The sequence below is a fragment of the Serratia sp. CY33802 genome, from assembly GCF_052169095.1.
GTDB lineage: Bacteria > Pseudomonadota > Gammaproteobacteria > Enterobacterales > Enterobacteriaceae > Serratia > Serratia bockelmannii.
Map to the genome: position 1 here is coordinate 669711 of NZ_JBJNLL010000002.1, position 26216 is coordinate 695926.

A 26216-nucleotide genomic window follows, 5' to 3' on the forward strand; every position below is an offset into this window, starting at 1 on the left:
AGCATGATTATTCCGGCTTTGGATTTGATCGACGGCAACGTGGTGCGCTTGCATCAGGGCGATTACGGCCAGCAGCGCGACTACGGCAACGATCCGCTGCTGCGTCTGCAGGACTATCAACAACAGGGCGCGCAGGTACTGCACCTGGTCGATTTGACCGGCGCCAAGGATCCGGCCGCACGCCAGATCCCGCTGCTGCGCAAGCTGTTGGCGGGGGTTAACGTGCCGGTGCAGGTCGGCGGCGGCATCCGCAACGAGCAAGACGTCAGCGCCCTGCTGGAGGCCGGCGCCACACGCGTGGTGATCGGCTCTACCGCGGTGAAACAACCGCAGTTGGTGCAGAGCTGGTTCGAGCGCTACGGCGCCGACGCGCTGGTGCTAGCGCTGGACGTGCGTATCGACCCGCAGGGCGTGAAACGCGTGGCCATCAGCGGCTGGCAGGAAGATTCCGACGCCACGCTGGAACAGGTGGTGGAGCAGTTCCTGCCCTACGGGCTCAAGCACGTGCTGTGCACCGATATTTCGCGCGACGGTACGCTGGCCGGTTCCAACGTGGCGCTGTATCAGGCGATCAGCCGCCGCTATCCGCAGGTGGCCTTCCAGGCCTCGGGCGGCATCGGCAATCTGGACGACATCGCCCAGTTGCGCGGCAGCGGCGTTGCCGGCGTGATCGTAGGGCGCGCCCTGCTGGAAGGTAAATTTAGCGTTGAGGAGGCGATCGCATGCTGGCAAAACGGATAATCCCGTGCCTGGATGTTAAAGACGGGCAAGTGGTAAAAGGCGTGCAGTTCCGCAACCACGAAATCATCGGCGACATCGTGCCGCTGGCGCAGCGCTATGCGCAAGAAGGTGCGGACGAGCTGGTGTTTTACGATATCACCGCCTCGAGCGACGGCCGGGTAGTGGACAAAAGCTGGGTATCGCGCGTGGCGGAGGTGATTGATATTCCGTTCTGCGTCGCCGGCGGCATTAAAAGCGCCGAGGACGCCAGCCAGATCCTGTCTTTCGGCGCCGACAAGATTTCGATCAACTCACCGGCGTTGGCCGATCCTGAGCTGATTAGCCGCCTGGCGGAACGCTTCGGCGTGCAGTGCATCGTGGTAGGCATCGACACCTGGTTCGACAGTGAAACCGGCAAGTATCACGTCAACCAATATACCGGCGATGAGAGCCGCACCCGCATCACCCAGTGGGAAACCCTCGACTGGGTACAGGAAGTGCAGCGCCGCGGCGCCGGTGAGATCGTGCTGAACATGATGAACCAGGACGGCGTGCGCAACGGTTACGATCTGCAGCAGCTGCGCCGGGTGCGCGAGGCCTGCAAGGTGCCGCTGATCGCCTCCGGCGGCGCGGGCACCATGGAGCACTTCCTGGAAGCGTTCCGCGATGCGGACGTCGACGGCGCGCTGGCGGCGTCGGTGTTCCACAAACAAATCATCAATATCGGCGAACTGAAAAGGTTCCTGGTCGAACAAGGCGTGGAGATTCGCGTGTGCTGACAGAACAACAGAGAAACCAGCTGGACTGGGAAAAAACCGACGGCCTGATGCCGGCCATCGTGCAGCACGCCGTATCCGGCGAAGTGCTGATGCTGGGTTACATGACGCCGGAAGCGCTGGCGACCACCGAGCAGAGCGGTAACGTCACCTTCTTCTCGCGCACCAAGCAACGCCTGTGGACCAAAGGCGAAAGTTCCGGCCACTTCCTCAAGGTGGTCAGCATCACGCCGGACTGCGATAACGACACGCTGCTGGTATTGGCCAACCCGATCGGCCCGACCTGCCACCTCGGCAACAGCAGCTGCTTCCACCCGGCCGCCAGCGACTGGACGTTCCTCTATCAGCTGGAGCAGCTGTTGGCGGAGCGCAAGCACGCCGGCCCGGACAGCTCGTACACCGCCAGCCTGTACGCCAGCGGCACCAAGCGCATCGCGCAGAAGGTCGGGGAAGAAGGTGTGGAAACCGCGCTGGCTGCCACGGTCAACGATCGCGAAGAGCTGACCAACGAAGCCTCGGACCTGATCTATCACCTGCTGGTGCTGCTGCAGGACCAGGATCTGGATCTGAGCGCGGTGATCGGCCGGCTGCGCGAAAGGCATCAGAAAAAAGCGTGACGTTAAATCACGCGCAATAAAAAGCCGCCGGGCGTTAACCTCGGCGGCTTTTTTTATCGTTCAACGAGCGGGCTTATTCCATCCATTCGGTATGGAACACGCCTTCCTTGTCGATACGTTTGTAGGTGTGCGCACCGAAGTAGTCGCGCTGCGCCTGGATCAGGTTCGCCGGCAGTACCGCAGAACGGTAGCTGTCATAGTAGGCGATCGCGGCGGAGAAGGTTGGCGTAGGGATACCGTTCTGCACGGCGTAAGCCACCACGTCACGCAGCGCCTGCTGGTACTCGTCAGCGATTTGCTTGAAGTATGGCGCCAGCAGCAGGTTGGCGATATCGGCATCCGCCGCGTAAGCGTCGGTGATCTTCTGCAGGAACTGGGCGCGGATGATGCAGCCGGCGCGGAAGATCTTGGCGATTTCGCCGTAGTGCAGATCCCAGTTATTTTCTTTAGAAGCGGCTTTCAGCTGTGAGAAGCCCTGTGCGTAGGACACGATCTTACCCAGATACAGCGCGCGACGCACTTTCTCGATGAATTCGGCTTTGTCGCCGCTGAACGGCGCCACTTTCGGGCCAGTCAGCACTTTAGACGCGGCAACGCGCTGGTCCTTCAGCGAGGACAGGTAGCGTGCGAACACCGACTCGGTGATCAGCGACAGCGGTTCGCCCAGATCCAGCGAGCTCTGGCTGGTCCACTTGCCGGTGCCTTTGTTGGCGGCTTCGTCCAGGATCACATCGACCAGGTATTTACCCTCTTCGTCTTTCTTGGTGAAGATGTCTTTGGTGATGTCGATCAGGTAGCTGTTCAGTTCGCCCTTGTTCCATTCGGCGAAGGTTTCGGCCAGCTGCTCGTTGCTCAGGTTCAGCGCCTGCTTCAGCAGGGAATAGGCTTCGGCAATCAGCTGCATGTCGCCGTATTCGATGCCGTTGTGCACCATCTTCACATAGTGGCCGGCACCGTCAGCGCCGATATAAGTCACGCAAGGCTCGCCTTCCGCGACCGCAGCGATTTTCTCCAGGATCGGTGCCACCAGCTCGTAAGCTTCTTTCTGGCCGCCAGGCATGATGGAAGGCCCTTTCAGCGCGCCCTCTTCACCGCCGGAAACGCCGGTGCCGATGAAATTAAAGCCCTGGTCGGACAGTTCGCGATTGCGACGGATGGTGTCCTGATAGTAGGTGTTGCCGCCATCGATCAGGATATCGCCCTTGTCCAGGTGCGGAGTCAACGAGGCAATGGTTTTATCCGTCGCTTCGCCCGCTTTCACCATCAGCAGGATGCGGCGCGGTTTTTCCAGCGATTCGACAAACTCTTCTACGGTGTAATACGGCGCCAGATTCTTGCCCGGGTTCTCAGCGATCACTTCGTCAGTTTTGTCGCCAGAACGGTTGAAAATGGAAACGGTGTAACCACGGCTCTCGATGTTCAGCGCGAGGTTGCGGCCCATTACCGCCATGCCGACAACGCCGATTTGTTGCTTGGACATTTAGGAACTCCTGTCTGAGGATGACCCTGCCGGCAACGTCGGCCAGCAGGTTTTGTGATGTGGCACACATGTTAACTCAGGATTGAGCCGCGTGGGTAGTGATTGGTGCGATAGGTCGACACTCTCGTGAGGTTGATAAGACAATTTTATCTATTCAACGCTTGTTTCAAGCAAAAACGCAAAGCGCTGGTAACGTGCCAGATAAAATGTTTAGAAAAAAGTGAGCGACTGCGCATTTGAGCAAGATGCAATGCTTTAAATTGAGGCAAATAAACGACGTTTATCCCTAACTCCCGCCTCGCTCGCCAGCAAATGTCAAGATCTTCACAGTACATGTAGTAGCGCGTATCAAATCCTCCCAGCTCTCGATAACATTGGGCACTAAACAGCAAAAATGAGCCTGCCGCCCATTCAACTTCGGTATCCTGGGTAATTTTATTCTTGTCGTAGATAGACTTATTCTTCTGCACCAAGAATGAAACGACAAAGCTGCTAATGGTTGGAAAATGCCTTATCCCCTTGTCATAAAAAGTAAAATTTTTATCGTTGAAAAGATTGATCGCAACTATCGGGTATGAGTTATGTTCCGCATGCGACAGCAGCGCTGCCAGCACGGTCGGTTCGATAAAAACATCGGGGTTAAGCACCAGAAAGCGATCCTCATCTCGCATTCCAAGCTCTTGCTGGCACCAAGTGAAAATATAGTTATTGTTTGCGCCAAAACCCATAGGCTGATCAACAAGATAATGAATGCCAGAGTCCTGACAATATTCCTGAAGTTCACGCTGTGGCTTGTTATCTTTCAAAACAACAATGTAATTTTTTGAAGCCAGCAGTTTTAGGCATCCATCGGCAATGATCATGCTGCCATGACCGTGAGATATAACTGAAATGAAGCACCGACATGGCTTAACTAAAGATTCAGGCATAAAAACTCTAATATAAGAAATACAAGGAAACAGTTCTCGTAATGGTTGTTCTTGCAACCGCAAATTTTAGCAAGAAAAGCTGCCAAAGCATAAAGCGACGGGATCTTAACATCCTCTCCAAAAATTTCTTATCCTCTTTTTTGAGCCCCTTACCGTAAATCTCATAGAAACTTACCGCCTGCTCAATCACTAGCCGATTCTGATGTGCAACTGAGGACAGTCGCATAAATTTCGCCAGAATACGTTTCAATCCATAGCCACTGCTGCCAACCACGTTATTCGCATGTTGCCGATACTTGATCAAGCGTTCAGGAAGGAATACCAAGCGTCCAAAAGTGATGGCCAGCAATCCCAGCCACCAATCATGCATCAACATATGCTGACTAGGGCGAAGATACTTAAGCAATGCTCGATTCACCATCACTGTTGCACCCTGGATGCAGTTTTGGAAAATCAAGCGAGGGAACACCAACTGCTGTACAGGATTAAGACGCTCATTTTGTAAAAAAGAAGCGTTCAAGAAACGAAGTTCGCTATCGACTAATTCAGCATCTGAAAAGATCAATAAAGGCTGAGAATCATCTCCGATTTGGCTTACTACGCGCTGATAATGTTCAATCTTATCAGTTACCCAAACGTCATCCTGATCGCTTAAAAAGACGTTAGCTGCCGTCGTCAAAGAAAGCGCATGCAGAAAATTATGCGCGGGTCCTTTTGGACCCGCAACACGCTGCTGTACATCGAACTGAACTGATGTCGTTGCAGCGAAATCAGCAACTAATTTAAGCGTATTGTCCGTAGAACCATCGTCACTGACAATGATCCTTTGCGGACAGATTGTCTGGCTTACAATCGAGGCAAGCTGCTCGACAATGTAGCGTTCACCGTTGTAAGTACAAACTACAACTTCGTACTCAAACACTTATCGAGCTCCCGGCAGATAAGATTTTACCGTCCATTTTATTTTTCGAAGCAAGGAAAAAATCGCAGGATACTCACGATGCAATTTATTGATAACACGCTGACGAAAATGTGCATACCGATTTAGAGAGGGAATTCCCACCTGCCCACTCAACGGTACCTGACGCAAAGACTCCTCATAGAAGAGCCAAAAACGCTCGGTCTGCGCCTTAAGTAAGGTAACCGAGGTAATAACTCCCGATGCAATAAGCTGCTCGCATGCTGCTGCAAACTCTTTGGAACTGCTTTCCCAATCCGGCCACTTTTCAGCGGTAGCCAAAGCATTTGCTTTCAATTGAGCCAGCTCATTAGGGTTATCCTTAAGGCGATTTATAAATTCGATGATTTCTTGGTTTTGGCGGCTGAAAGATACCAGTCCATTGACATTATGCTCAATATATTCGTCGTAGCCGGTCACATCATAACTGATAGAGGTTCCACCGGTATGATAAATCTCCAACGGTGGGCCAAACATTCCTTCAACAGTGGAAAGTTTAACCAAAACATCGCAAGAGGCGTAAATACTACCGATCTCAGAAATTGGCACGCGGCTAAACAGGCGATCAACATTCGGGTAAGCGCCAATTTCTGTAGATGTGACAAACCAGACCTCATCAGCGCGAGACTGTCGGCATAACTCCACCGCAAGTTCCGTATTTTTAAAGCTAACGTTTAACGGACCTTCCACTAATACACGCAGCTTTTCAGGCGCTCGAGGCACTTTGGGTTTAATCCCATCGTTAAAATAATCCTTGCTTATCCCATTTCGGACCAATAACGCATCTTGGTCAAAATGCTCTTTAAGGTATTCTTTAATCCATGTTGCTTCAGTGATAAAATTAACTTGCAAACTGTAGGTAAGATCGACAAGCGTGCGTAAAGTTACCTCACCTTCCGGATAGAAACGCGATTCGATGGATTGAACAAAAAATGCATATTTCTTCGCATTGATTTTATGAAGATAAAATACAGTACGCCACCAGGTCGCAATAACCAGATCAAACTGTTTGTCAGCAGCTTCAGAATAATCCATCCAGGTCATTTTTTCTGCACCTGGAAACCACTGCAATCGCTTATCGTTCGGTTTATCCTCAGTGATAATCGTGATATCGTCACCATTCTTTCGCATACGTGTAGCATGCTCAAAAATGACATTAGTGCCGCCACTGATATCCGGACTCCATAGTAAAAAAGCAATTTTACTCATTATTTAGCCCCTTTAAACTTTATTCTTTTCACCAAAAAATAAGGATATTTCAAGTACCACACGCCATTCGCATGAAAATCCAAAGGTTTCCACCAAGCAGAACCAAGGGTATGTCTAGGATTTCTCACCAAGCGCTTAAAATAAGACAGAGGGGAGCGTCTGCTCTGCCCAAAGGAGCTAAAGTTGAATACTCCAAAATTCTCATAGTGTTTGATTAACGAAAACTTTTCTCGTTCGACCCGGCTCGGCAACATCACACCACGAAAGTAAAATTTTTTAACCGCTTTGCTGATCTCATGATCAGATAGCGAATAAGCACGCTCTATTTTTGCAAAACCATTGAACTGATGCAACGCACGCTCTTGGAATGGCGCTATTTGCTCATAGAAGAAAGCGAGCTCTGAATCGTTGTGGTCGAAAACAAAATTATCGATACTGTCGCCATATCGCTTCAGACTGCCATGCGATGCTCCCATAAAAACTTCAAAACCGGCACGGAACTCGTTAAACATATCATCACCGAGGCGTTGCCCCCACTGATGGTCAAACAGCAACCCCTCTTTAATATTATTCTTATGGGTTTCTGCCCCATCCAAAATGCCGAAATAATAACCAGAAATATTGCGCTGGGTCGCTTTTACCAAATTATCTTGAATACTGCCCTTCCAGCCAACATCAACTACATGAACCCATTCATCATGCTTTTCCGTCATCAACGAGTCACAGTAGTCATTAAGATAGACATTCTGCTCTTTACGCTCACGCTCGTAGATAGTCTTGAAGAATTCATCATCCATTAACGCAGAAAACGCTGGTAACCCGGCGATATTCAAGTGCTGCTCTTCAAAGTCCACCTGAGGGAAACGCACTTTAAACTCAGATACATAATCATCGAGATTAATGCTTTTCAAAAAGGCAGCCAGACTACATGAACCATACTGATATAATAATTTGTTGAATGTGCTACCGCCCAAAGGCCCTAATGAAGGTAGGTAGGTTGATCGACGCGACACATACATATAATGGCTAGTAATACGCGAAAAATCTTTCGGCAAGCTAGCTTGAAATTTATCAAATGCCTTTTGAAGAAACTCGCCTTCCCTTGCAAAAAAATAAACGTTTTTAGCGTTATTCATCACCAAAGACCAATAAAGCCGACGAGTGAATAAATAAATAGCACTACTTATCCAGTTGAAGTTGAAATTATCTTCAGCGATCACTTGGTTAACTTTATTCTCTACCGCAAGGCGCTCACGATCCGCCCGTAGGCTCTCATCATATCGGTGCTGTTCCACAGGTAAATGATGCGCAAACAGCCCTCTGGCTACCGACATCGCCACATCACTGTGCGCATTATCCCCCAACATGATCGTCTTTTTAACATCCAAACCTAATCTTGCAATAACCACGTCATAAGCTCGCCCTTCTTTCTTCGTTCGCTTATTTTCGCTAGAAACGAAGAATCCATCAAAAATATCATAGAATCCATGATGTTTGGCGAAATAGATAATTGACTGTTGGTCCAAATAAAAATCAGAAACCAGATAAATACGTCTACCTTTCGCTTTTTCAGCTCTCAGCATATCCAACGTTGCTACTATCGGTTTTTGCACCGATAGTTCAATAGCCAACTCTAGATCACGGCAAAAAGCGACGAAGGGCTCACTTTCAGGCAAGCGAACCACAATCTGTGCACGTTGAAGCTCATAATACAGGGCAAGCGACATATCGTCGTAACGGAACTCAGCGTCATCGCCTTGCATTTGACTACTGGCGCACAATCCCGCTTCGATTCTTAAACGTAGCGTATATAGCTCCTCTACGGATAGAGAAAGACGATATGAATCCACGAGAGCAGCAGCCCACTTACGTTTCACGACCTCAGGGTGACAACTACGCTCGACTACAGTATCAAAAAAGTCGACCAGAATGGTTTCGATATTATCGGCAATCGTGACAATCATTGTAGATATAATCCATTCACAGAGTTATTGGTTCGAATTTTGCTTTGAAACGCTTTCCAGCTGTTCCTTAAGCGACTGAATAATCCGCTCTGCCTCAGACAAAGCTTGATCACGAGAACGGACCATCTCTTCCGTGTCCCTGAATGCTTGCATTCTTTCTTCAGAGATGCGCTCTGCCTGTTCTTTATACCGTGTTACTTCATTGATTCTTTCTTCAGCTTCAAGCAACAACTGCCAACGTTGTTCAGCCAAGCGTTCTGCAAACTCTAAACTTTGGCGCAATGGGTAGACCAATTCTTGATCATATTCTATGCGACTCATACCTGTAAATAGCGTATTCTTATTATAAATAGCATCAGCATTAGATGAAATCGCAATGAAAGAGCCATTCATTACGTTCTTGTTTTTTGCATCAAATACCGTAGGCGGCATCTGTTGATCTTGAAACGTATGCACTATAGAGACGAGTTCTTGAGCGATAACAGCAATATCAACATGCGCGAATTGAGCTTGCAACAATGATTTCAGGGCATCCAAAGAGAAGGCCTGAATATGGTACGGGTTGGGCCCATACAAACTGACACAAAAATTCTCGTAATCTTTAGTTGGCACCGAGCAAATAAATACCCCATTTGGTTTCAACACGCGTTTGACTTCTGCAATCGCTAATTCAGGTTGCTCAAGATGCTCCAACGTTTCTAATGAGATAAATGTATCGATGCTACAGTCATCGAACGGCAAGGCTAAAATCGAACCGTGCTCAAAACGAGAATTCGTCGTATTATGCTCTTTTGCATAGGCGATCGCCTCACGATCAACATCCAACCCTGTATAACTAACTACAGCAGGGTTAGACAAGAAAATAGGTGCCGAATATCCGATACCGCATGCACAGTCAACCACAACTCCCTTGGCAAAACTGGCAACGTACTGATAACGCTGGTGATGTTCTTCTCTTAAAAACTGCAACTTAAGAAGATCGTTCTCAATCCGTTCCATACTTACCCCTTGGCCACCACAGACCAGCTATGTTCAATATCATAAATTCCAACGGCACTGAAGTTATCGGCTACAGAAAACTCACAGACCGGTACAGCTTCGTTAATTATCTGTATCCCATCTTGATCATTGACAGCTACTCGCCAGTTATAAATACCTGATAACAACTTCAATGCGGGGAAATCAATGGTCACTCGACCTTCCCGACTAAGGGGAAATGGTTCTAAGCCACGCATTGCTGTAGTCGTCCCACAGATATATACTCCATCTTTACGATAAAGATTAAAGACAAAGGTCAGCCCATCGAATTCCCCGTCACTTCCTTCATATTTATAATCGAAAGACAGTTTAACATTGTCGCCGCTTGCCAGCTCTGTTACTGAATTTCCAGACTGATCGAGAAGAGAGACATTAGCTATTTTTACCAATCTGCTACTTATTTCATTTTCAATAGCTTTATTTTCTGCATCTTGAGCTTCCACCACACTCTTCTGCATATCAGAAAGGTAATGCTGAACAGCAACATCTGCATTTCCAAAATAACGCTGCACACCTTTTTCAAGATATAGTGCACTATTACAAATATTGCGAACCTGATAATCATCGTGTGAAACGAACAGGATTGTACACCCATCGTTTCTGATTTCATTAAACTTCTTTACACATTTTCGCTGAAAGCGTGAATCTCCGACAGCAAGGATTTCATCTACAATTAATATCTCAGGATCGACATGAATGGCTGTTGCAAAGGCTAAACGTGCAAACATACCGCTCGAAAAAGTCTTAACCGGCCGTTCGAGAAATTCACCAATATCGGCAAAGCTGGCTATTTTATCGAAACGCTCCGTAATTTCTTTACGCGTTAGGCCCAGAAGAGAGGCGTTCAGGTAAACGTTTTCACGCCCTGTAAATTCTGGATTGAACCCAGCACCAAGCTCTAACAAAGGTGCAATACGCCCTTTAGTAAATACACTGCCGCTTGTAGGCGCCAAAGTCCCACAAATCATTTGCAACAGAGTTGATTTACCGGAACCATTGACACCAATAATACCGACTGTTTCACCTTTTCTAATCTCAAAGTTAACGGAATCCAGAGCGACAAACTCCCTGCCCTTAGCCCCCCGATAACCCAGCAAAGCCCCCAGACGCTGCATCGGGCTGGAATAAATCTGATAAACTTTACGCAAATTTTGCGCAGAGACAACAACATTAGAGGACATCAGCAAAGCCCCTCTTTACCTTTTTGAACCAAGTTATAGCTAATACGTACAGCATAATACTGATGCCCCAATAGAGTGCATACCCTTCAAGACTGAATAATTTTCCGTACAATACAACATCGCGTAAAGCTTCGACAATAAACGTTAACGGATTAATATAAATCAGCATGCGATATTGTTCTGGAACAGCAGTGATAGGATAAAATATAGGCGACATAAATAACATTAAGGCAATGATAACTGAGACAACCTGCCCCATATCACGAATATAAACACCTAGCGATGACAAGAATAATGAAATGCTATATGATAATAAAACCAATGGCAGAATGACAATAGGGACCAATAATGCCATTAGACTAACAGGTTGTTTTAATAAAACACAAAAAATGGCGAAAACAATACATCCCATAAAGAATTGGAATAATGCGCCAAAAACAGATACCCAGCACAAGGACTCAAGAGGGAATAAAACTTTTTTTACATAGCTGACATTATATACATATATCGTTGTCGCCTTGCCAAGGCACTCAGCAATAAAACCATGCGTCAGTAGACCGGTAAACATAATCAACGTGTAATTCTCTGTCGTTGTCAGCCCCCACTTGGCTTTAAACACAAAACCAAAAATAAAGCTATAGATAGAAAGCATAATCACAGGATTTAGCAGTGACCATACTATACCAAGACTGGTCCCACGATAGCGGCTCTCAACATCCCGCTTAGTAAGATTAAAAATCAAACCTGTATTTTTCAACAATGTCTTCATATTAATTATTCATCTGGTAAATAATTTTCGGAACTACTTTGTCTAGGCTCATTCGCCAATTGCTATTGCAGATCCCACGTTCACGATATATTTTTTCGCAGTTAAGTATCGCATGCTTAGGTCTTTTGGCCGCGCATTTATATTGTTCACTGTTAATAGAAGACAAAACCATAAATCTATAACTATCATCAAACAACTTAGCTAAAGAAAAAATCTCCGCAGCAAACTCATACCACGAGACAATCTTATCTCCACAGAAATGATATAGCTTGGGTTCATTAACCCCTTGGCTAATAATAGTGAGAATACATTTAGCTAAATCACCAGCATAGGTAGGACGGCCAAATTGATCGTTAATAATAGCAAGCGATTTACGTGTCTTTCCCAATTTAAGCATGGTATGCACAAAAGAGCTGCCATACTCACTGAATAACCAGGATGTGCGGAGCACCACGGCGCGTGAGCACGTGGTTAGTACGGCTTGTTCGCCAAGCAGTTTGGTTTGTCCATAGACGTTTAGCGGCCCCGTTGGTGAATTTTCACACAAAGAAATACCTTTTTCTGCGCCACTAAAAACATAGTCTGTCGAAATATGAATCAGTGGAATGCTTAGGCTCTCAGCAATCATAGCCAGATTAGCTGGACCGATAACATTTGCAGCCTCCGCAGCGATGATTTCTTCTTCAGCTTTATCCACTAACGTATAAGCTGCTGCATTTACAATGAAATCTACATTCAACGCCGCGACAGTTTGCTGAACTGCAGGCCAATCAGCAATGTCAAGTTGTTTGTGGTCTAGGCTAATGATCTGCCAATTGTCAGGCAATGTATCCGCCAAGCAATGGCCTAGCTGGCCATTACCGCCAGTTACCAGTATGCGCATTTAAAAAAGCTCGCTGAATAATTTGCCTTTAAGATCCTTCTCAGAAAGCTGAGGATGCTCTATCGGCCATTCAATCGCCAGTTCAGGATCGTTCCAGCTCAAGCAGTGCTCGTTCTTCGGATCATAGTAATCGGTGCATTTATAAGCAAAGTCGACTTCATCACTTAACACCAAGAAACCATGAGCAAGGCCAGGTGGGATCCAAAGCTGTTTCTTGTTGCCCTCAGACAGATTGATCCCTAACCACTGTTTGAAAGAAGGTGAATTTGGACGGATGTCCACCACGACATCATAGACCTCCCCTCTTAGGGTATAGACCAGCTTCCCCTGAGGGCGAGAGGTCTGAAAGTGTAAACCTCGCAGCACACCATGTGTCGAACGAGAATAGTTGTCTTGAACAAAATCATGTTCAATATCAAGTAGTTCTCGGTAGCGTTGCTTTTGGAACGTTTCGAAAAAGAAGCCACGCTGATCACCGAAAATCTTAGGTTCAATCACTTTGACGCCGGCAATCTTTGTATCAATTACTTTCATTTGACTACTCACTCACTCGGAATTTCCTACCCAACCAGTGTCTCCCTAGCGCTGCGTCATCCTGAATAAGCCGAGAACACCCCACATTGAACTATATTTAAATGGGTCTAAACGCCCTCTAAATCAACTTCAGATAGTTCGCTATTGAAGACATTGCAGGATAGCACAGTTTCCTCATTCCGTTAAAGCATCCTCCAGCATGCACTCAACCTACCTCTAGCGACCGCATTAGTAATAACAATACTCTAACATATCAAATCGTTAAGCGTTATAATGTCCGGCTTGACATAGAAATGATAGCTGGCTAATGATGATAGCGGACGCTAACAACGCGAAAAAACCATTCCTCGTTAATCTCATCGAGATAAAGTTAGTTTTAAAAAATTTTGTTAAAAGTAACATTTACTCGACAAAACTTAATATAGGATAACTCTGATGGTGATAATAAATTTTTTAATACATGAGACTGACTTAAATATAATGTAAAAAACAAGCATTCATATAATTTGGGTAAAACAGGTGTAATAAAAAATCACACCTGTTTCGGGTTACTTTAACGATAACCCCGAGGATTGTTCTTCTGCCAATTCCACGCATCACGCATCATGGCATCCAAATCACGGGTAGCCTTCCATCCCAATTCTTTGAACGCCAATTCTGGAGCGGACCAGCATTCTGCAATGTCGCCCTCTCGACGTGGTACAATTTGGTAAGCTACATTGCGACCTGAAGCCTTTTCAAAAGCATGGAGCATCTCCAACACAGAATACCCTACCCCAGTCCCCAGATTATAGACCGTAAAACCTTGGTGTTCATCGATGTGTTCAATCGCCTTGAGATGACCTTCAGCCAAATCCATGACATGAATGTAATCTCTGACACCCGTGCCATCCTGTGTCGGATAGTCGTCACCAAAAATTGACAGTTTCTCCAGTTTTCCGATTGCCACCTGAGCAATATAAGGCATCAGATTGTTAGGAATACCATTTGGATCTTCACCGATCATGCCAGATTCGTGCGCACCGACCGGGTTGAAGTAACGTAAGGCGGTAATGGAGAATTGCGGTTCTGCTTTAGCGAAATCTTGCAGAATTTGTTCTACCATCAACTTCGACGTGCCGTAAGGATTCGTCGTACCGCCAACGCGTGACGTCTCAGTCAAAGGAACTTGCTCTGGAGTACCGTACACCGTGGCAGAAGAACTGAAGATAAACTTATGCACACCCGCACGACGCATTTCCTCCAACAATACCAACGTGCCAGTGACATTGTTCTGATAATACTCTAGCGGCTTGCGCGTCGACTCTCCGACAGCCTTTAGCCCAGCAAAATGGATCACGGCCGAAATGGCGTGAGCCTCGAAGATACGGTGCAGACACTCAGCATCCAAGATATCGCCTTGGTAGAATTGAGCACTTCTGCCCGCGAGTTTCTCAACGCGACGCAGAGACTCATCGGAAGAGTTCGATAAATTATCTAACACTACGACATCTTCGCCATGTTCCAACAAAGCCAGAACAGTGTGAGAACCGATATAACCGGCCCCACCGGTGACTAAAACCGCCATAAAAACTCCTTACTCGCGCCCCTGGCGCTCAAGATGAACTGTCTTCTTTAAGCAATCAATTGATTTTAAACGAAGCTTGGACTCACGCACGCCTTTTCGATCATAATTGACCATCCATATGTCCCCAGAGTTCCCTTGGTACACTCGTTTTTGGCCAGCAAGTAAACAATCGGCCTGCCAGGAGGCTTTGACCTGGCTCCCTACAAAGAGGCTAAAATATTTAGCCGCGTTCTTGGTTATATCAAGAGAAAACCTCACTGCCTTTCTGAAGCATCCCAAGTGTGTGTGAGACAGAACATGGGGAGTTTAAGCCTTACAAAAAAAAAGAGCTGTTCAAGACAGCTCTACAGTGTGTTCCTTACGCGTCGCACTCAGTTTGACAACAGCGCCAAAATCTCGTCGGTTTTCTCTTGCATCAGCGCAACATCGGCACGAGATTCGACGTTAAGACGCACAACCGGTTCCGTATTGGAGGAACGCAGATTGAAACGCCAGCCTGCGAACGCCATGCTGATGCCATCGGTGTAGTCCACCTCATCGGCATGCGGTAAATAGTGTTGTTTAACGCTTTCGATTGACACGACAGGCTGAGCCAGCTTGATATTGATCTCACCGGAAGACGGGTAGGCGGCAATGCGATCCTGTACCAGTTGCCCCAGAGTTTGTCCCTTCACACTGACCAGCTCAGCGACCAGCAGCCATGGGATCATGCCACTGTCACAATAAGCAAAATCACGGAAATAGTGGTGAGCACTCATCTCGCCGCCATAAATGGCGTCTTCCGCACGCATGCGTTCTTTAATGAAAGCATGACCGGTTTTCGACATCACGGGTACGCCCCCGGCACCGGTGACCACATCGACGGTGTTCCAACTCAGGCGTGGATCGTGGATTATCTTCGCGCCCGGCTGTTTCTGCAAGAAGGCCTCCGCCAGCAAGCCGACGATATAATAGCCCTCAATGAAATCGCCTTTTTCATCGAACAGGAAGCAGCGATCAAAATCGCCGTCGAACGCAATGCCCATATCAGCGCCATGCTCTCGCACCGCATCGGCGGTATCCGCACGACACTCAGGCAGCAGTGGATTTGGAATGCCGTTGGGGAAAGAGCCGTCCGGCTGGTGATGCACCTTGATAAACTCCAGCGGCACACCCCGCGCCTTCAGTTGCGCTTCAATAGCATCGATCACATGCCCCGCAGCACCGTTGCCCGAGTTGATCACTAGCTTCAACGGTTTGAAATTTTTCACGTCTACATAGGACAGAATGTGTTCTACATAAGCCCCTAATACGTCCTGGCGTACGTAGCTGCCGCGCGTTGCTGTCGCTGCTAGCGCCTGAAACTGGTTTTTCTCCGCCAGCTCTTGGATCGCCCGTAACCCGGTATCGCCGCTAATCGGGCGAGAGCCCTCACGCACTAACTTCATGCCGTTGTAATCAATAGGGTTATGGCTGGCGGTGACTTCTACGCCACCATCAGTTTTTAAATAGGTTGTGGCGAAATAGATTTCTTCGGTACCGGTTAAACCGATGTCTATCACATCAGTACCCGCATCCTGTAAACCCTTCGCCAGCGCCAACTTCAGGCTTTCACTGGTTAACCGCACATCGCTGCCCAACACGATATTTTTGGGCTTTAAAAACTCGCCATAGGCGCGTCCAATACGATACGCGATGTCCTCATTCAGCTCTTCGCCCAGCTTTCCCCGAATGTCATAAGCTTTAAAACACGTCAATTTTTGCATTACCAAACCCTATTAAACTCTGCCATAGCGATCTTGCAAACGCTCAATATCATCTTCTTCCAGATAGTGCCCCGACCTGACCTCGATCATTTCCAAATCGATTTTTCCCGGGTTTTCTAGCGTATGGACACTGCCCGCAGGAATGAAGGTAGACTGATTTTCCGACAAGAAGAACTCTTGGTCATCAACGTTAACTCTTGCTGTCCCACTCACGACGACCCAATGTTCAGCACGGTGGAGATGGCGTTGTACTGACAAGCCTTCACCTGGCCGGACAATGATTTTCTTCACCTGGAAGTGCGTGCCGCTGTCGATGTCGCAAATCTTGCCCCAGGGACGATATGCGGTGGAATGCTGGCGAAAATGATGAAGATTGCGCTTTTTAAGCTCATCAACCACTTTCTTCACATCCTGCACTTTGTCCTTGTGAGCGATCAGCAAGGCATCATTGGTGTTGACCACGATCAGGTTTTCCAACCCAATGGTCGCCACCAACGCGGATTCAGAGGAAATGTAGTTGTCATTGGAATCGATCGAGATAATGTCGCCCACATTGACATTGCCCAAATGATCTTTCTTAGAAACGTCCCACAGCGAGGACCAAGAACCAACGTCACTCCAGCCAGCATCAATGGGAATCACTACAGCATCACGCGTTTTTTCCATCACCGCATAGTCGATGGAGTCGCTCGGACAGTGTTTGAAGATCGCTTGTTCAACCCGAATAAAGTTCATGTCGCGTTGGCTTTTAACCACAGACTGCTGGGTTGTGTTAAAGATGTCTGGGCTAAACTGCTGCAACTCTTGCAAAAACTTGGCGGTTTTGAACATGAACATACCGCTGTTCCAGCTATATTCACCGCTGGCGAGGTATTCTATCGCTTTCTCCAAACGTGGTTTTTCCACGAATGAATCAACCTTAAAGCAATCATGAGACAAGTGACTGCCGCGTTTGATGTAACCGTACCCGGTTTCCGGATGCTCCGGAATAATGCCAAACGTGACCAGTTGGTTGTTGACCGCAAAAGAGATTGCCGTCTGAATCGCCGCGTGGAAATTATCTACTTTCGTGATCAGATGGTCTGCAGCCAGCACCAAGAGCATGCTGTCTTCGTCTTCTTCCGCTGCAAGATGAGCGGCTAACGCCACTGCCGGCGCGGTATTGCGCCCTACGGGCTCTAAAATAATGTTGGTCGCTAATTGCCCAATTCCGCGCAATTGCTCGGCAACCAAAAAACGGTGTTCCTCGTTGCAGATAACCAGAGGAGCAGCAACTTCGATACCGGTCAGACCCGACAAACGCTGTAACGTTTGTTGCAGCAGGCTCACCCCGCTGTCATCAATAGATAAAAACTGTTTAGGAAACGATTCTCGCGACATCGGCCACAGACGACTCCCAGTACCGCCGGCCATAACCACAGGAATTAGTTTGGACATTATCTACCCTTTACTCAGCCATCGTTCTTACAAGGACGACGCCGCACGTCAGCAGCATCATTCTAAAATTCGTTCGATCATTAACCAATAGTTACACTTTGCGAAAAGCATGTATCCCTCTAACCTACCGTTCCTTAACAGAAAATTATGTATAGAAATAAACCAGGCAAGTATAAATACAGAAGGAACCACCAGCCGATAACATAACGTATTAACGCAAAAAAGAGCAGCATCGTGCTGCTCTTTCAGATTAATGCTCATAGTGAATATATTGCTAACGACTGCGGGCAAAATACTGCGCCACGCGCAGCACATCCTTCTCGTCCAACGTCCCTGAGTCGCTCAGCAAGGTAATCCAGGACTTGATGTAGGCGTACTTGGCGGAGGCCAGATCGCGCTGAGCGCTATAGAGCTGCTGTTCGGCGTTGAGCACGTCAACGTTGACACGTTGCCCGGCCAGCACGCTTTGCCGGGTCGCCGTCACCTGTGTGGTGGCAGACTGTACCGCCAGCTCATAGGCCGCCACCTTGGCGCGGCTGCTGATGCACAGATTGTACTGCTTGCGCAGATCGTTGAGCGTGGTGCCCGTCTGCGCATCCATTTCATACATCGCCTGGCCATAGCGCGCCGCCGCCTGCCGGGTCGACGCCGAAACGCCGCCGCCGGAATAAATAGGCATACTGACCTGCACGCCGATACTGTCGGTACGGTATTTCTGGTTAACCGTGTTATCGCTGCTGGAATCGTTTTCCGAATGCGAAGCATACAGCTGAACCTGCGGCATAAAGCCCGCCCGATTCCTTTCGACGTCATACTTCGCGGCATCCACGCCATGACGCGAGGCGGCCAGCACCGGGTTGTTCTCCAGCGCGATCTTTTGCCACTCTTCAAATTTGGACGGGATCAGCGGCGCCACCTTAAACTTGCCCGGCCGCAAAACCTGCAATTCATCCAGTTGGTTCAGCGGTATGCCGATAATCACTTCCAATTCGCGCTGCGCGGCGTCCAGCGCATCGCGCGCTTCGATTACCTGCGCTTCGGCCAGGCTGTAGCGCGCCTGGGTTTCTGATACGTCGGTAATGGTGCCTTCACCGGCGCTCATCAGGCGATCGTTCAAGGTTAACTGTTCCTTGTAAGCCGCCTTTTGCGCTTCGGCCAACGCGATTTGATCCTTGGAATAGGCCACTTCGACATAGGCGTTAATCACCCTAACAGCAAGATCCAGCAACTTACTGCGATAGCGCTCGTCCGACATCATCGTCTGCGCTACGCCGGCTTTGTAACGCGCGTAAGCTTCATAATCGAACAGCGGCTGCGTCAGCGTGATCGAACTGGAATAACTGCGATATTGTTGCCGCCGGGTGACCTCCGAAACATTGCCGAAAAAGTCGCTCTGCGGATATTTTTGCGTCTGCCAATTGCGCGGCGAATTCTGATAGTTCAACGACACTTTCGGCAGCAGCCCCGCCCTGCCGATGTTTTCGTTCTCATCTCCCGCTTCTTTCTCTTTTATAGCCGCCCGGAAGGTCGGGTCCTTTTCTAATGCCAGCGAATATGCGTCTAAAATCCCTATCGAATAAACCGGCGCAGATATCGCAAACAAAAGGGTGCCGATAACCAGACCGGCAGCCTGTCGTTTTGATTGAATCAAAATTATTCCTCGGTTAATGAAGTATGAGCGCGATCCAAAATAGGTTTAAACAGATAACTCAGCAGTGAGCGCGACCCCGTTTTCACGAACACCTCTACCGGCATCCCCGGCTTGATGTCCTCGCCACTGAGCATCTTCATGCCCTCCGGTGAGACCGTAACCTGCATCTGGTAGTAAGGCTCACCGTTGGCTTTGTCGACCAGACGGTCGGCGGAAACCAACGTGACCGTTCCCGGAATTTTCGGGGTTTTGTTTTGGTTGAAGGCGGTAAACATCAGATCCACCGGCAACCCGTTGTACACCTTATCGATCAGGTCGACTTTCAGGCGAGAATCCACCACCAGCGTCGCCTGGCTGGGTACAACGTCCATCAGGTGGTCACCCGCTCCCACGACGCCCCCCTGAGTGAAGATATTCAATCCGACCACGGTGCCGTCCACCGGTGAGGTGATGGCGGTGTTGCCCAGATCGAAATCGGCCATTTGCAGCTTATTGCGAAACTCACTGGCGTCCATTTGGGTTTGTGCCAGTTGCGTTCTGACCTCGCGTTGATAGTCGGCGAAACGTTGATCGATACGCTGCTGAGATTCTTGCAGCTGCTTTTGCAATTGGCCAATCCGCCCGACAGTCTCATCGATGCTGCTATTCACTTCGGCGAATTGACGCTGAACTTCCAGATAGCGATTGCGTGGCAGGTAGCCGTCCGCAGCCAGTTGCTTCATGCTGTTCATCTGTTCACGCAGGCTGGAAAGTTGGATCTGCTTGTTGACGCGTGAATCCTGCAGGCCTTTCAATTGGAAACGAATCCCGTCCATCGACTGCTTATAACCGTCAATTTCACTTTGCAGCCCCTGGCGGCGGGAAGCGAACAGCTGCGTTTGCAACGCGATAATTTCAGCCACACGCGGCTGATCCTTGATCTGGGTAAAAATGGGAGAAAAAGTGACGCTACTCAGACCATCGCGTTCGGCGAGTAAACGCCCTTCGGTGGCCAGCGTGGTGTAGTACTGGTCGCGCAGGGAATCGACCTGCGCCTGTGCCTGCACCTGGCTCAACTGCACCAGGACTTCACCGGCTTTCACCTTGTCGCCCTCTTTCACCGCGATATTTTTGATGATGCCGCTGGCCGGTGCCTGCACCGTTTTGCGGTTGCCGGAAACGGTTACCGATCCCGGTGATGCCACCCCTTTATCCAGGGGCGCAAACGCTGCCCAAGCCAAAAATCCGAACAGACCAATTCCCACGACCAGCCAGCCCATCCGGGTAAACCGCCGTTCATCCTGTGGGATCTCTTCAATATACGAGTCTTGCGGCTCGCCAATGTGCGTCGACATACCAACTCCTTTAAACTGCGGACGGCAATAAAGCCATCAGGCAATTCACGGCTTAATTAATTTGCGTTTTTGGGATATTGCCTTCATCTGGCTCAGAATTTACCGCCCTCACCGCTTGCTGAGGCTGTTGCGTCTGCGCTTTTTGCGCATTGGCTAACGCCTGAAGCACTTGTTGAGTCGGGCCGAACGCGTTGACGTTGCCATTCACCAAGAGCAACAGCTTGCTGGTCATCGACAGCAAATTGGTGCGATGGGTAATCAGAACCACCGTTTTATTACGTTGCTTGAGGAACATAATGGCCTGGTTCAACGCTTTCTCGCCTGCATCATCCAGATTGGAGTTAGGCTCATCCAAAACCACCAGCGAAGGGTCGCCGTACAGTGCGCGCGCCAGGCCGATACGCTGTTTCTGCCCACCGGACAGCCCAGCGCCACCGTTGCCGAGCACCGAATCATAGCCGTTCGGGAAACGCAGGATCAGTTCGTGCACACCGGCCAACTTAGCAGCTTCAATGACCTTCTCTGAGTCGATCTCGTTAAAGCGAGCGATATTCTCGGCGATAGTCCCGGCAAACAGCTCAATGTCCTGCGGCAGATAGCCGATATACGGCCCCAACTCATCCTTGTTCCACTGATAGATGTCAGCATTATCCAACCGAACAATCCCTTCACTGACCGGCCAAATGCCGACCAGCAAACGAGCCAGCGTCGATTTCCCCGATGCGCTCGGGCCAATGATCCCCAGCACGTCACCAGGCTGAATGGCAAAACTCACGTTATGCAATACCGCATCGCCTTTGGATCCCGGCGGCGTGGCGGTGACGCCTTCTACGGCAAGCACCCCTTCCGGACGCGGCAAGGACATACCGGTACCACGTTGCGGGTGCGTTTCCAGCAGCTTAACCAACCGGCCATAAGAAAGCTTCGCCGCGCTGTAGCTCTTCCAGACGTTAATAACCTGCTCAATCGGCGCCAGCGTTCGCCCCATCAGAATGGAGCCGGCAATCATCATACCGGGCGTGATGTGCCCATCGATAGCCAGCCACCCCCCCAGCCCCAACACCAGTGATTGCAGCGACATGCGCACAAACTTGGTGATCGACGTGACCCGCGATGCGCGTTCGCTGGCGATTCGTTGGCTGTTCAAGAATCGCTGGTGCAGACCGAACCACCGGCGTTTCAGGTTAGGCAACATCCCTAAAGCCTCGATCACTTCGGCATTTCGCAGATTGGTGCTGGCCAACGTACCGGACATAATCGACAGCTTGCTGGCTTCCGCCAGCGGCTTTTTCGACACCATTTCGTTGATCACCGCCAATGCGATCAACAACAGTGCACCGACCAGGGCGAACAGCCCCAACCAAGGGTTAAAGAGGAATATCACCAACAGATAGATCGGAAACCACGGTGCATCAAAGAAGGCGAACAGCGCGCTGCCGGTGAGGAATTGGCGCAGATTGGTCAAGTCACTCAGCATCTGGCCGGCGTCAGAAGAACCGTTTTTCAGATTCGCCTCGTAGGCCGCAGTGTAGACTCGCGTGTTGAGACGCATATCCAGCTGACTGCCGATACGGATCACCACCATGCTGCGCACGTATTCCAACAGCGACATCATGCCGAACATGCCCAGCATGATCAGCGTCAGCATCAACAGCGTGATTTCATTACGCGAAGGAAGCACCCGGTCGTAAACCTGGAGCATATAGATAGAAGGAACAAGCATTAATAAATTAATAAATGCGGTAAATATGCCAACGGTCCAAAAAACCTTACTGCGAGTCCGTATAACATCCGCAATTTCATTGCGCGGTATAAATTGATTCACTTTCTGCCCTTACATCATGTGCACTGTCAGTCAAAATCCGCATTGGACTCTTATAAGGAAAATCCTAAAAAGGGAAAAATAGAATAAATCCTAAAGAACCCCCACCCCAGACATGCTCGAGACTGCAGATACTTTTTCTAACTATAGGTAGAGAAAGCGGATATCAGCAAGGCCGTAAGCAAAAAAAATCGCCTCACGAACTACAGAAAAAAACAAATGAAAACAGTGAGGTAAATAGTAGACAGGGCAACGCGAGTTTAGTACGAAAGGGAATAAATTAGAGATAATGACGTAGTTCACAATTTTCAAAGAATACGGGGTGTTTACACACCCCGTATTATTGATTGACTAACAGTTTCAATGGGCATTATAACCCACTGGAATTCATACTTACGCGTAGTGCAGAGTATCCACCAATTGCTGGTGGTTTTGCCCTGTCAGGTATACCACGGTATCGTTGAGGTCCAGCGTGTGGTTATCGTTGTTGTCGATAATTACATACGAGCTTGCAGTGTTACCGCCACCGCTGAATACAACGGATGCCACACCCACTTTCGCCGTCAGCGAGTTGCTGCTATCCAGACCCAAGATACCACCCAACAGGCCGATAACGCCGTTGGTCAAACCGCCCACCAGTGTCCCCAACAACGCATCCAACGTGTCGGCAGAGCGCGTACCGTAGTTCGCTACCGCAGTGCCGCTGGCGTCATCGGAAATAGTCAGGCCGCCATGGTTCACGTCGACAATCGAGTCCTTGAGGCTATTAAAGTCCTTGATGGTCACACCCGCCTGCGTGTTACTCGCCTTGATGTCATAGGTGTTGGCACCTGCGCCACCGGTCAGCGTGGTGTTGCCAATCACGCCCAGGGTATCGGCAGCACTGGAGCCTTCTACGGTCATCTGGTAACCGTTCAGGCCCAACGCCGTCAACACCGGCGCCAACAGGTTGGTGGTAATGACGCTCAGCGGCAGAATGTTCAGCAATTGAACGATGATACCGTCACCGGTACCGCCATGGCTGGAGTCGAGATTCAGACCCCCGGTGTTGGTGGACGCATTGATATCACGCACGTTGCTGAAACCGCTGCCCAACGTCAGATCCAGCGCGTGATCACCGGTCACGTTGATGGTCTGAACCTGCGCATTGGTGCCGCCCAGTGACAGAATGTTGTCAAAGCTGCCGGTACCGCCTGAGGCCACGTTCACCGTGGTCAGAGCGGTGCCCAACAAGGCGCTGCTGCTGCTGTTAAGGGTAATGGCGCCGGCATTCACATTGGAAGAACTCACCGCATCAAAGTTGATATTGAAATGATCGGTGGCGTTCTGCACGAAGGTGAAGTTCAGCGTACTGGCGGAAGTCGCGTCCCCTTTCACTTCCAACTGCGCGGCGTTGCCGCCGGCGGCGTTAATGACGTTGACGTTAGCCAGACCGGAGATCACGAAACCTTGTGAGCCCAGGTTGGTGGCCGCCGCGTTCTGCGTAACCGTGCCGCCCGTGGTGCCTTCCACCGTAGATGTGCCGTTGGTCAGGCCAAAGTCAAAGGTGTGGGTCGGCGTTGTGACGCTGGTGGTGGTCGGTGAACCGATTAGCGGAGTCGTAATCAGCGTACCGACGGACTTGCCGATATAGCCGGTCAGGTCAATTTTCTCAAAGTTCGAGAAGTTGTTGGCGTTGCTGGTCACTGTACTGGTGCGAACGCCCAGGGCGTTTTGGTTGGTTACTACAGTTTTGGTGATGAAGTTGGCGGAGATGGAGTCCGTACCCGCACCACCATCAGCCTTAACCGTGTTCGCGACAGTGTTCGCCCCACCGGAAACCCCGTTGCCCACCCAGTGCAGGCTGTCGTTGCCGGCGCCGAGGTTGAACTGTGCGGTACCGGTCGCGATGTTTGCCGCCGATGTGACAACTACGTCATCCGCACCCGAACTGGCGTTCAGGATGACGTTGCCGTTATTCACGGTGATATCTACACCTGGATTAACACCATTGTCAGACAAGTTGACCGTTGCTGCGCTGGTGCCGTTGATGGTCAGATTCGCCAGATGGTCGGCGAACTTCAGGTTCACGATGCTAGCGGCATTGGCGTTCAGTTGAACATTCGTCAGTACCGCTGTTTCGGCGTTGCTGATTTGATGCGATGTGCCGGTGTTGACGGTGCCGGTTGCGTTACCGCCGGCGGCTGTTGCCGTCAGAGACGCAGCGGTTTTGTACAGCAAGCTGGTACCGATGTCGTATTCAAAACCATGCTGTTGAGTTACGGTTGTGACGTCAGTGGCCGTCGAGTTGCGCAGGTCGTTGATAATAGCCTGAGTAATCAGTGCCTTATCCGTCCCAAGCGAGCTATACGCCAAAAGCTGTGCGGCTGTCGCAGCGACACCGTGTACCCCAGTGTAGACATGTTGTATAAAGTCATCACCCGTTAGTTGGGCACCTTTCTTCTGAAACTCGCTTGACTTCAATATGGTCCCAATAAATCCCTTATAAGTCATCGCTCCTTTCGATAAATACTTACTCCAATCATCTAATCCACGAGCATCAATATCACGCTGCGGAACTGCGAGATAAACGGCAGAAACCTGCTCTTGATAACTTAATGAAGGCAGCTGCCCTGGTTGATAGCTGATAGTCGCGCTATTGAAATGTTGCTGCGCGGTAGTATCGCCTGAAGCAACAGTACCACGAAGAGAATCAATAACTTGAATCAGAACTTCTGCACGAGAAGTCCCTCCTGTCAGTTCAGTGACATAGTTAGATAATTCGGTCGCTGAGGGAGACCTTTCGTAACCCCATTTAAATAAACGAATCACATAATCGGTATTGCTAAGAGAAGTCAGATTTGCAGAGAAAATTATTTCTTGCGCTACCTGGACAAAGGTTTTCGTACCGGCATTAATCGCCGCCCCATAGTTGTTTATGCCAAGTGCTGATTGAGCCGCACCCGTAACATAATAGATAGCCTGCACGTCTGAGGCGCCTTGCCCAAGGGCAGCGGCGCTTACCGACGGGAACAGAACAGCATTTACTTGCTGATCAAGACTAGTCTGCGCAGCGGATAGAGTAGAATCAAATCCCGAATAATCAAGAACCTGATTTACAACTTTAGCCATAGCCTCTGCAAGAGTACTACCCGTCAGGTAATCTTGCAGGGTTGAGGTGGGTGCAGCAGAGCCAAAAATTTTTGTATAAACAATTTGTAAAGCATTTAAATCTGACAAGCCGTTAAAGAGGGCTACACCATCCGCAGAAGTCAATAACGTAGTGACATATGCTGAGGCTGAAAGTTCACCTCGCTGCAATTGCGCACCTATTGAGTCGAACGTAGCGTGTGACGCGCTTTTCCCTAAAACAGCGTATAAAATAGCTGCTGCTTCTTTCTGATACGCCAATGAAGCCATGATTCCCCCCTTAGAGGACTAACTTGAGAAGCCATAAAAAAATCGGAAGCATAAAATAGATATAACTCATTAATAATGCAGCTAAACATGCATTCCGACTGGTTATACCCAAACAAAGACAGCAAAGCTGTCTGAATTAAAAGAAAGGATAAGATTCAGGTTATGTCAAGGTAGGCGACGAAAGGTTTTAGCAAAAAAACCAT

Annotated in this window: 20 protein-coding genes; 3 read left to right on the forward strand and 17 right to left on the reverse strand. The window is 49.2% G+C overall.

Annotation, left to right across the window (positions count from 1 at the left end; all coding sequences use genetic code 11):
- Window positions 1-3 precede the first annotated feature (3 nt).
- The 3 genes from hisA to hisIE are packed head-to-tail and all read left to right on the forward strand — an operon-like array spanning window position 4 to window position 2113.
- Window positions 4-741: a 1-(5-phosphoribosyl)-5-[(5-phosphoribosylamino)methylideneamino]imidazole-4-carboxamide isomerase gene (hisA, locus tag ACJ8HA_RS09750; RefSeq protein ID WP_025302188.1), complete on the forward strand. Its 738-nt coding sequence runs from the start codon at window positions 4-6 to the stop codon at window positions 739-741.
- On the forward strand, window positions 723-1499 hold the full coding sequence (gene hisF, locus ACJ8HA_RS09755) for an imidazole glycerol phosphate synthase subunit HisF (RefSeq protein WP_033637764.1): 777 nt from the start codon (window positions 723-725) through the stop codon (window positions 1497-1499). Before hisA ends, hisF begins: the two co-directional genes overlap by 19 nt.
- Window positions 1493-2113 carry a bifunctional phosphoribosyl-AMP cyclohydrolase/phosphoribosyl-ATP diphosphatase HisIE gene (gene hisIE / locus ACJ8HA_RS09760; RefSeq protein WP_043137867.1) on the forward strand — a complete coding sequence of 207 codons (621 nt, stop codon included), beginning with the start codon at window positions 1493-1495 and terminating at the stop codon, window positions 2111-2113. The genes hisF and hisIE overlap by 7 nt, the downstream gene beginning before the upstream one ends.
- A 73-nt stretch (window positions 2114-2186) precedes the next feature.
- Here the strand turns inward: hisIE and gndA are convergent, their stop codons facing one another.
- From gndA to ACJ8HA_RS09845, 17 genes are all read right to left on the reverse strand, one after another.
- Window positions 2187-3593, reverse strand: coding sequence for an NADP-dependent phosphogluconate dehydrogenase (gene gndA, locus ACJ8HA_RS09765; RefSeq protein ID WP_025302186.1), 1407 nt, complete (start codon window positions 3591-3593; stop codon window positions 2187-2189).
- A 146-nt stretch (window positions 3594-3739) separates the two neighbouring features.
- Window positions 3740-4456 carry a glycosyltransferase gene (locus ACJ8HA_RS09770; RefSeq protein ID WP_080350752.1) on the reverse strand — a complete coding sequence of 239 codons (717 nt, stop codon included), beginning with the start codon at window positions 4454-4456 and terminating at the stop codon, window positions 3740-3742.
- A gap of 73 nt (window positions 4457-4529) precedes the next feature.
- Complete coding sequence (locus ACJ8HA_RS09775) at window positions 4530-5444, reverse strand: glycosyltransferase family 2 protein (protein WP_164062723.1); 915 nt, start codon at window positions 5442-5444, stop codon at window positions 4530-4532.
- Window positions 5445-6689 (reverse strand): glycosyltransferase family 4 protein, encoded by a 1245-nt coding sequence (locus tag ACJ8HA_RS09780; RefSeq protein WP_089195694.1) that lies wholly within the window; start codon window positions 6687-6689, stop codon window positions 5445-5447.
- Window positions 6689-8653: an HAD family hydrolase gene (locus tag ACJ8HA_RS09785; RefSeq protein WP_197812785.1), complete on the reverse strand. Its 1965-nt coding sequence runs from the start codon at window positions 8651-8653 to the stop codon at window positions 6689-6691. Before ACJ8HA_RS09785 ends, ACJ8HA_RS09780 begins: the two co-directional genes overlap by 1 nt.
- A gap of 24 nt (window positions 8654-8677) precedes the next feature.
- Complete coding sequence (locus tag ACJ8HA_RS09790) at window positions 8678-9652, reverse strand: methyltransferase domain-containing protein (protein ID WP_089180713.1); 975 nt, start codon at window positions 9650-9652, stop codon at window positions 8678-8680.
- Between the two features lie 2 nt (window positions 9653-9654).
- Window positions 9655-10872: an ABC transporter ATP-binding protein gene (locus ACJ8HA_RS09795; protein WP_072070345.1), complete on the reverse strand. Its 1218-nt coding sequence runs from the start codon at window positions 10870-10872 to the stop codon at window positions 9655-9657.
- Window positions 10862-11641, reverse strand: a complete 780-nt coding sequence (locus ACJ8HA_RS09800; protein ID WP_049295298.1) for an ABC transporter permease — start codon at window positions 11639-11641, stop codon at window positions 10862-10864. The genes ACJ8HA_RS09795 and ACJ8HA_RS09800 overlap by 11 nt, the downstream gene beginning before the upstream one ends.
- 1 nt (window position 11642) lies before the next feature.
- The gene (rfbD, locus tag ACJ8HA_RS09805; protein ID WP_197812786.1) at window positions 11643-12524 is read right to left on the reverse strand and encodes a dTDP-4-dehydrorhamnose reductase; all 882 of its coding nucleotides are present in this window, start codon (window positions 12522-12524) and stop codon (window positions 11643-11645) included.
- Window positions 12525-13058: a dTDP-4-dehydrorhamnose 3,5-epimerase gene (gene rfbC, locus ACJ8HA_RS09810; protein ID WP_142590608.1), complete on the reverse strand. Its 534-nt coding sequence runs from the start codon at window positions 13056-13058 to the stop codon at window positions 12525-12527.
- Between the two features lie 553 nt (window positions 13059-13611).
- Window positions 13612-14625: a UDP-glucose 4-epimerase GalE gene (gene galE, locus ACJ8HA_RS09815; protein ID WP_049295295.1), complete on the reverse strand. Its 1014-nt coding sequence runs from the start codon at window positions 14623-14625 to the stop codon at window positions 13612-13614.
- Between the two features lie 371 nt (window positions 14626-14996).
- On the reverse strand, window positions 14997-16370 hold the full coding sequence (gene cpsG, locus ACJ8HA_RS09820) for a phosphomannomutase CpsG (protein WP_043142826.1): 1374 nt from the start codon (window positions 16368-16370) through the stop codon (window positions 14997-14999).
- 12 nt (window positions 16371-16382) lie between these two features.
- A complete protein-coding gene (locus tag ACJ8HA_RS09825; RefSeq protein WP_043142822.1) occupies window positions 16383-17807 on the reverse strand; it encodes a mannose-1-phosphate guanylyltransferase/mannose-6-phosphate isomerase in 1425 nt (474 codons plus the stop codon).
- Between the two features lie 274 nt (window positions 17808-18081).
- Window positions 18082-19458, reverse strand: a complete 1377-nt coding sequence (locus ACJ8HA_RS09830) for a TolC family outer membrane protein (RefSeq protein WP_025302177.1) — start codon at window positions 19456-19458, stop codon at window positions 18082-18084.
- Between the two features lie 2 nt (window positions 19459-19460).
- Entirely contained in the window at window positions 19461-20792 is a 1332-nt protein-coding gene (locus ACJ8HA_RS09835; protein ID WP_025302176.1) for an HlyD family type I secretion periplasmic adaptor subunit, read from the reverse strand.
- Between the two features lie 52 nt (window positions 20793-20844).
- The gene (locus tag ACJ8HA_RS09840; RefSeq protein WP_025302175.1) at window positions 20845-22617 is read right to left on the reverse strand and encodes a type I secretion system permease/ATPase; all 1773 of its coding nucleotides are present in this window, start codon (window positions 22615-22617) and stop codon (window positions 20845-20847) included.
- Window positions 22618-23007: 390 nt separating this feature from the next.
- Window positions 23008-26013 carry a beta strand repeat-containing protein gene (locus ACJ8HA_RS09845; protein WP_442515313.1) on the reverse strand — a complete coding sequence of 1002 codons (3006 nt, stop codon included), beginning with the start codon at window positions 26011-26013 and terminating at the stop codon, window positions 23008-23010.
- Window positions 26014-26216 lie beyond the last annotated feature (203 nt).

What these genes read in the sequence shown, in the direction of transcription:
- rfbC (WP_142590608.1), bottom strand. Translation starts at nt 13,058, where the DNA reads ATGAAAGTAATTGATACAAAGATTGCCGGCGTCAAAGTGATTGAACCT.
- hisF (WP_033637764.1), top strand. Translation starts at nt 723, where the DNA reads ATGCTGGCAAAACGGATAATCCCGTGCCTGGATGTTAAAGACGGGCAA.
- ACJ8HA_RS09770 (WP_080350752.1), bottom strand. Translation starts at nt 4,456, where the DNA reads ATGATCATTGCCGATGGATGCCTAAAACTGCTGGCTTCAAAAAATTAC.
- galE (WP_049295295.1), bottom strand. Translation starts at nt 14,625, where the DNA reads ATGGCGGTTTTAGTCACCGGTGGGGCCGGTTATATCGGTTCTCACACT.
- ACJ8HA_RS09785 (WP_197812785.1), bottom strand. Translation starts at nt 8,653, where the DNA reads ATGATTGTCACGATTGCCGATAATATCGAAACCATTCTGGTCGACTTT.
- gndA (WP_025302186.1), bottom strand. Translation starts at nt 3,593, where the DNA reads ATGTCCAAGCAACAAATCGGCGTTGTCGGCATGGCGGTAATGGGCCGC.
- ACJ8HA_RS09845 (WP_442515313.1), bottom strand. Translation starts at nt 26,013, where the DNA reads ATGGCTTCATTGGCGTATCAGAAAGAAGCAGCAGCTATTTTATACGCT.
- ACJ8HA_RS09835 (WP_025302176.1), bottom strand. Translation starts at nt 20,792, where the DNA reads ATGTCGACGCACATTGGCGAGCCGCAAGACTCGTATATTGAAGAGATC.
- ACJ8HA_RS09800 (WP_049295298.1), bottom strand. Translation starts at nt 11,641, where the DNA reads ATGAAGACATTGTTGAAAAATACAGGTTTGATTTTTAATCTTACTAAG.
- hisA (WP_025302188.1), top strand. Translation starts at nt 4, where the DNA reads ATGATTATTCCGGCTTTGGATTTGATCGACGGCAACGTGGTGCGCTTG.
- ACJ8HA_RS09825 (WP_043142822.1), bottom strand. Translation starts at nt 17,807, where the DNA reads ATGTCCAAACTAATTCCTGTGGTTATGGCCGGCGGTACTGGGAGTCGT.
- cpsG (WP_043142826.1), bottom strand. Translation starts at nt 16,370, where the DNA reads ATGCAAAAATTGACGTGTTTTAAAGCTTATGACATTCGGGGAAAGCTG.
- ACJ8HA_RS09790 (WP_089180713.1), bottom strand. Translation starts at nt 9,652, where the DNA reads ATGGAACGGATTGAGAACGATCTTCTTAAGTTGCAGTTTTTAAGAGAA.
- rfbD (WP_197812786.1), bottom strand. Translation starts at nt 12,524, where the DNA reads ATGCGCATACTGGTAACTGGCGGTAATGGCCAGCTAGGCCATTGCTTG.
- ACJ8HA_RS09795 (WP_072070345.1), bottom strand. Translation starts at nt 10,872, where the DNA reads ATGTCCTCTAATGTTGTTGTCTCTGCGCAAAATTTGCGTAAAGTTTAT.
- ACJ8HA_RS09780 (WP_089195694.1), bottom strand. Translation starts at nt 6,689, where the DNA reads ATGAGTAAAATTGCTTTTTTACTATGGAGTCCGGATATCAGTGGCGGC.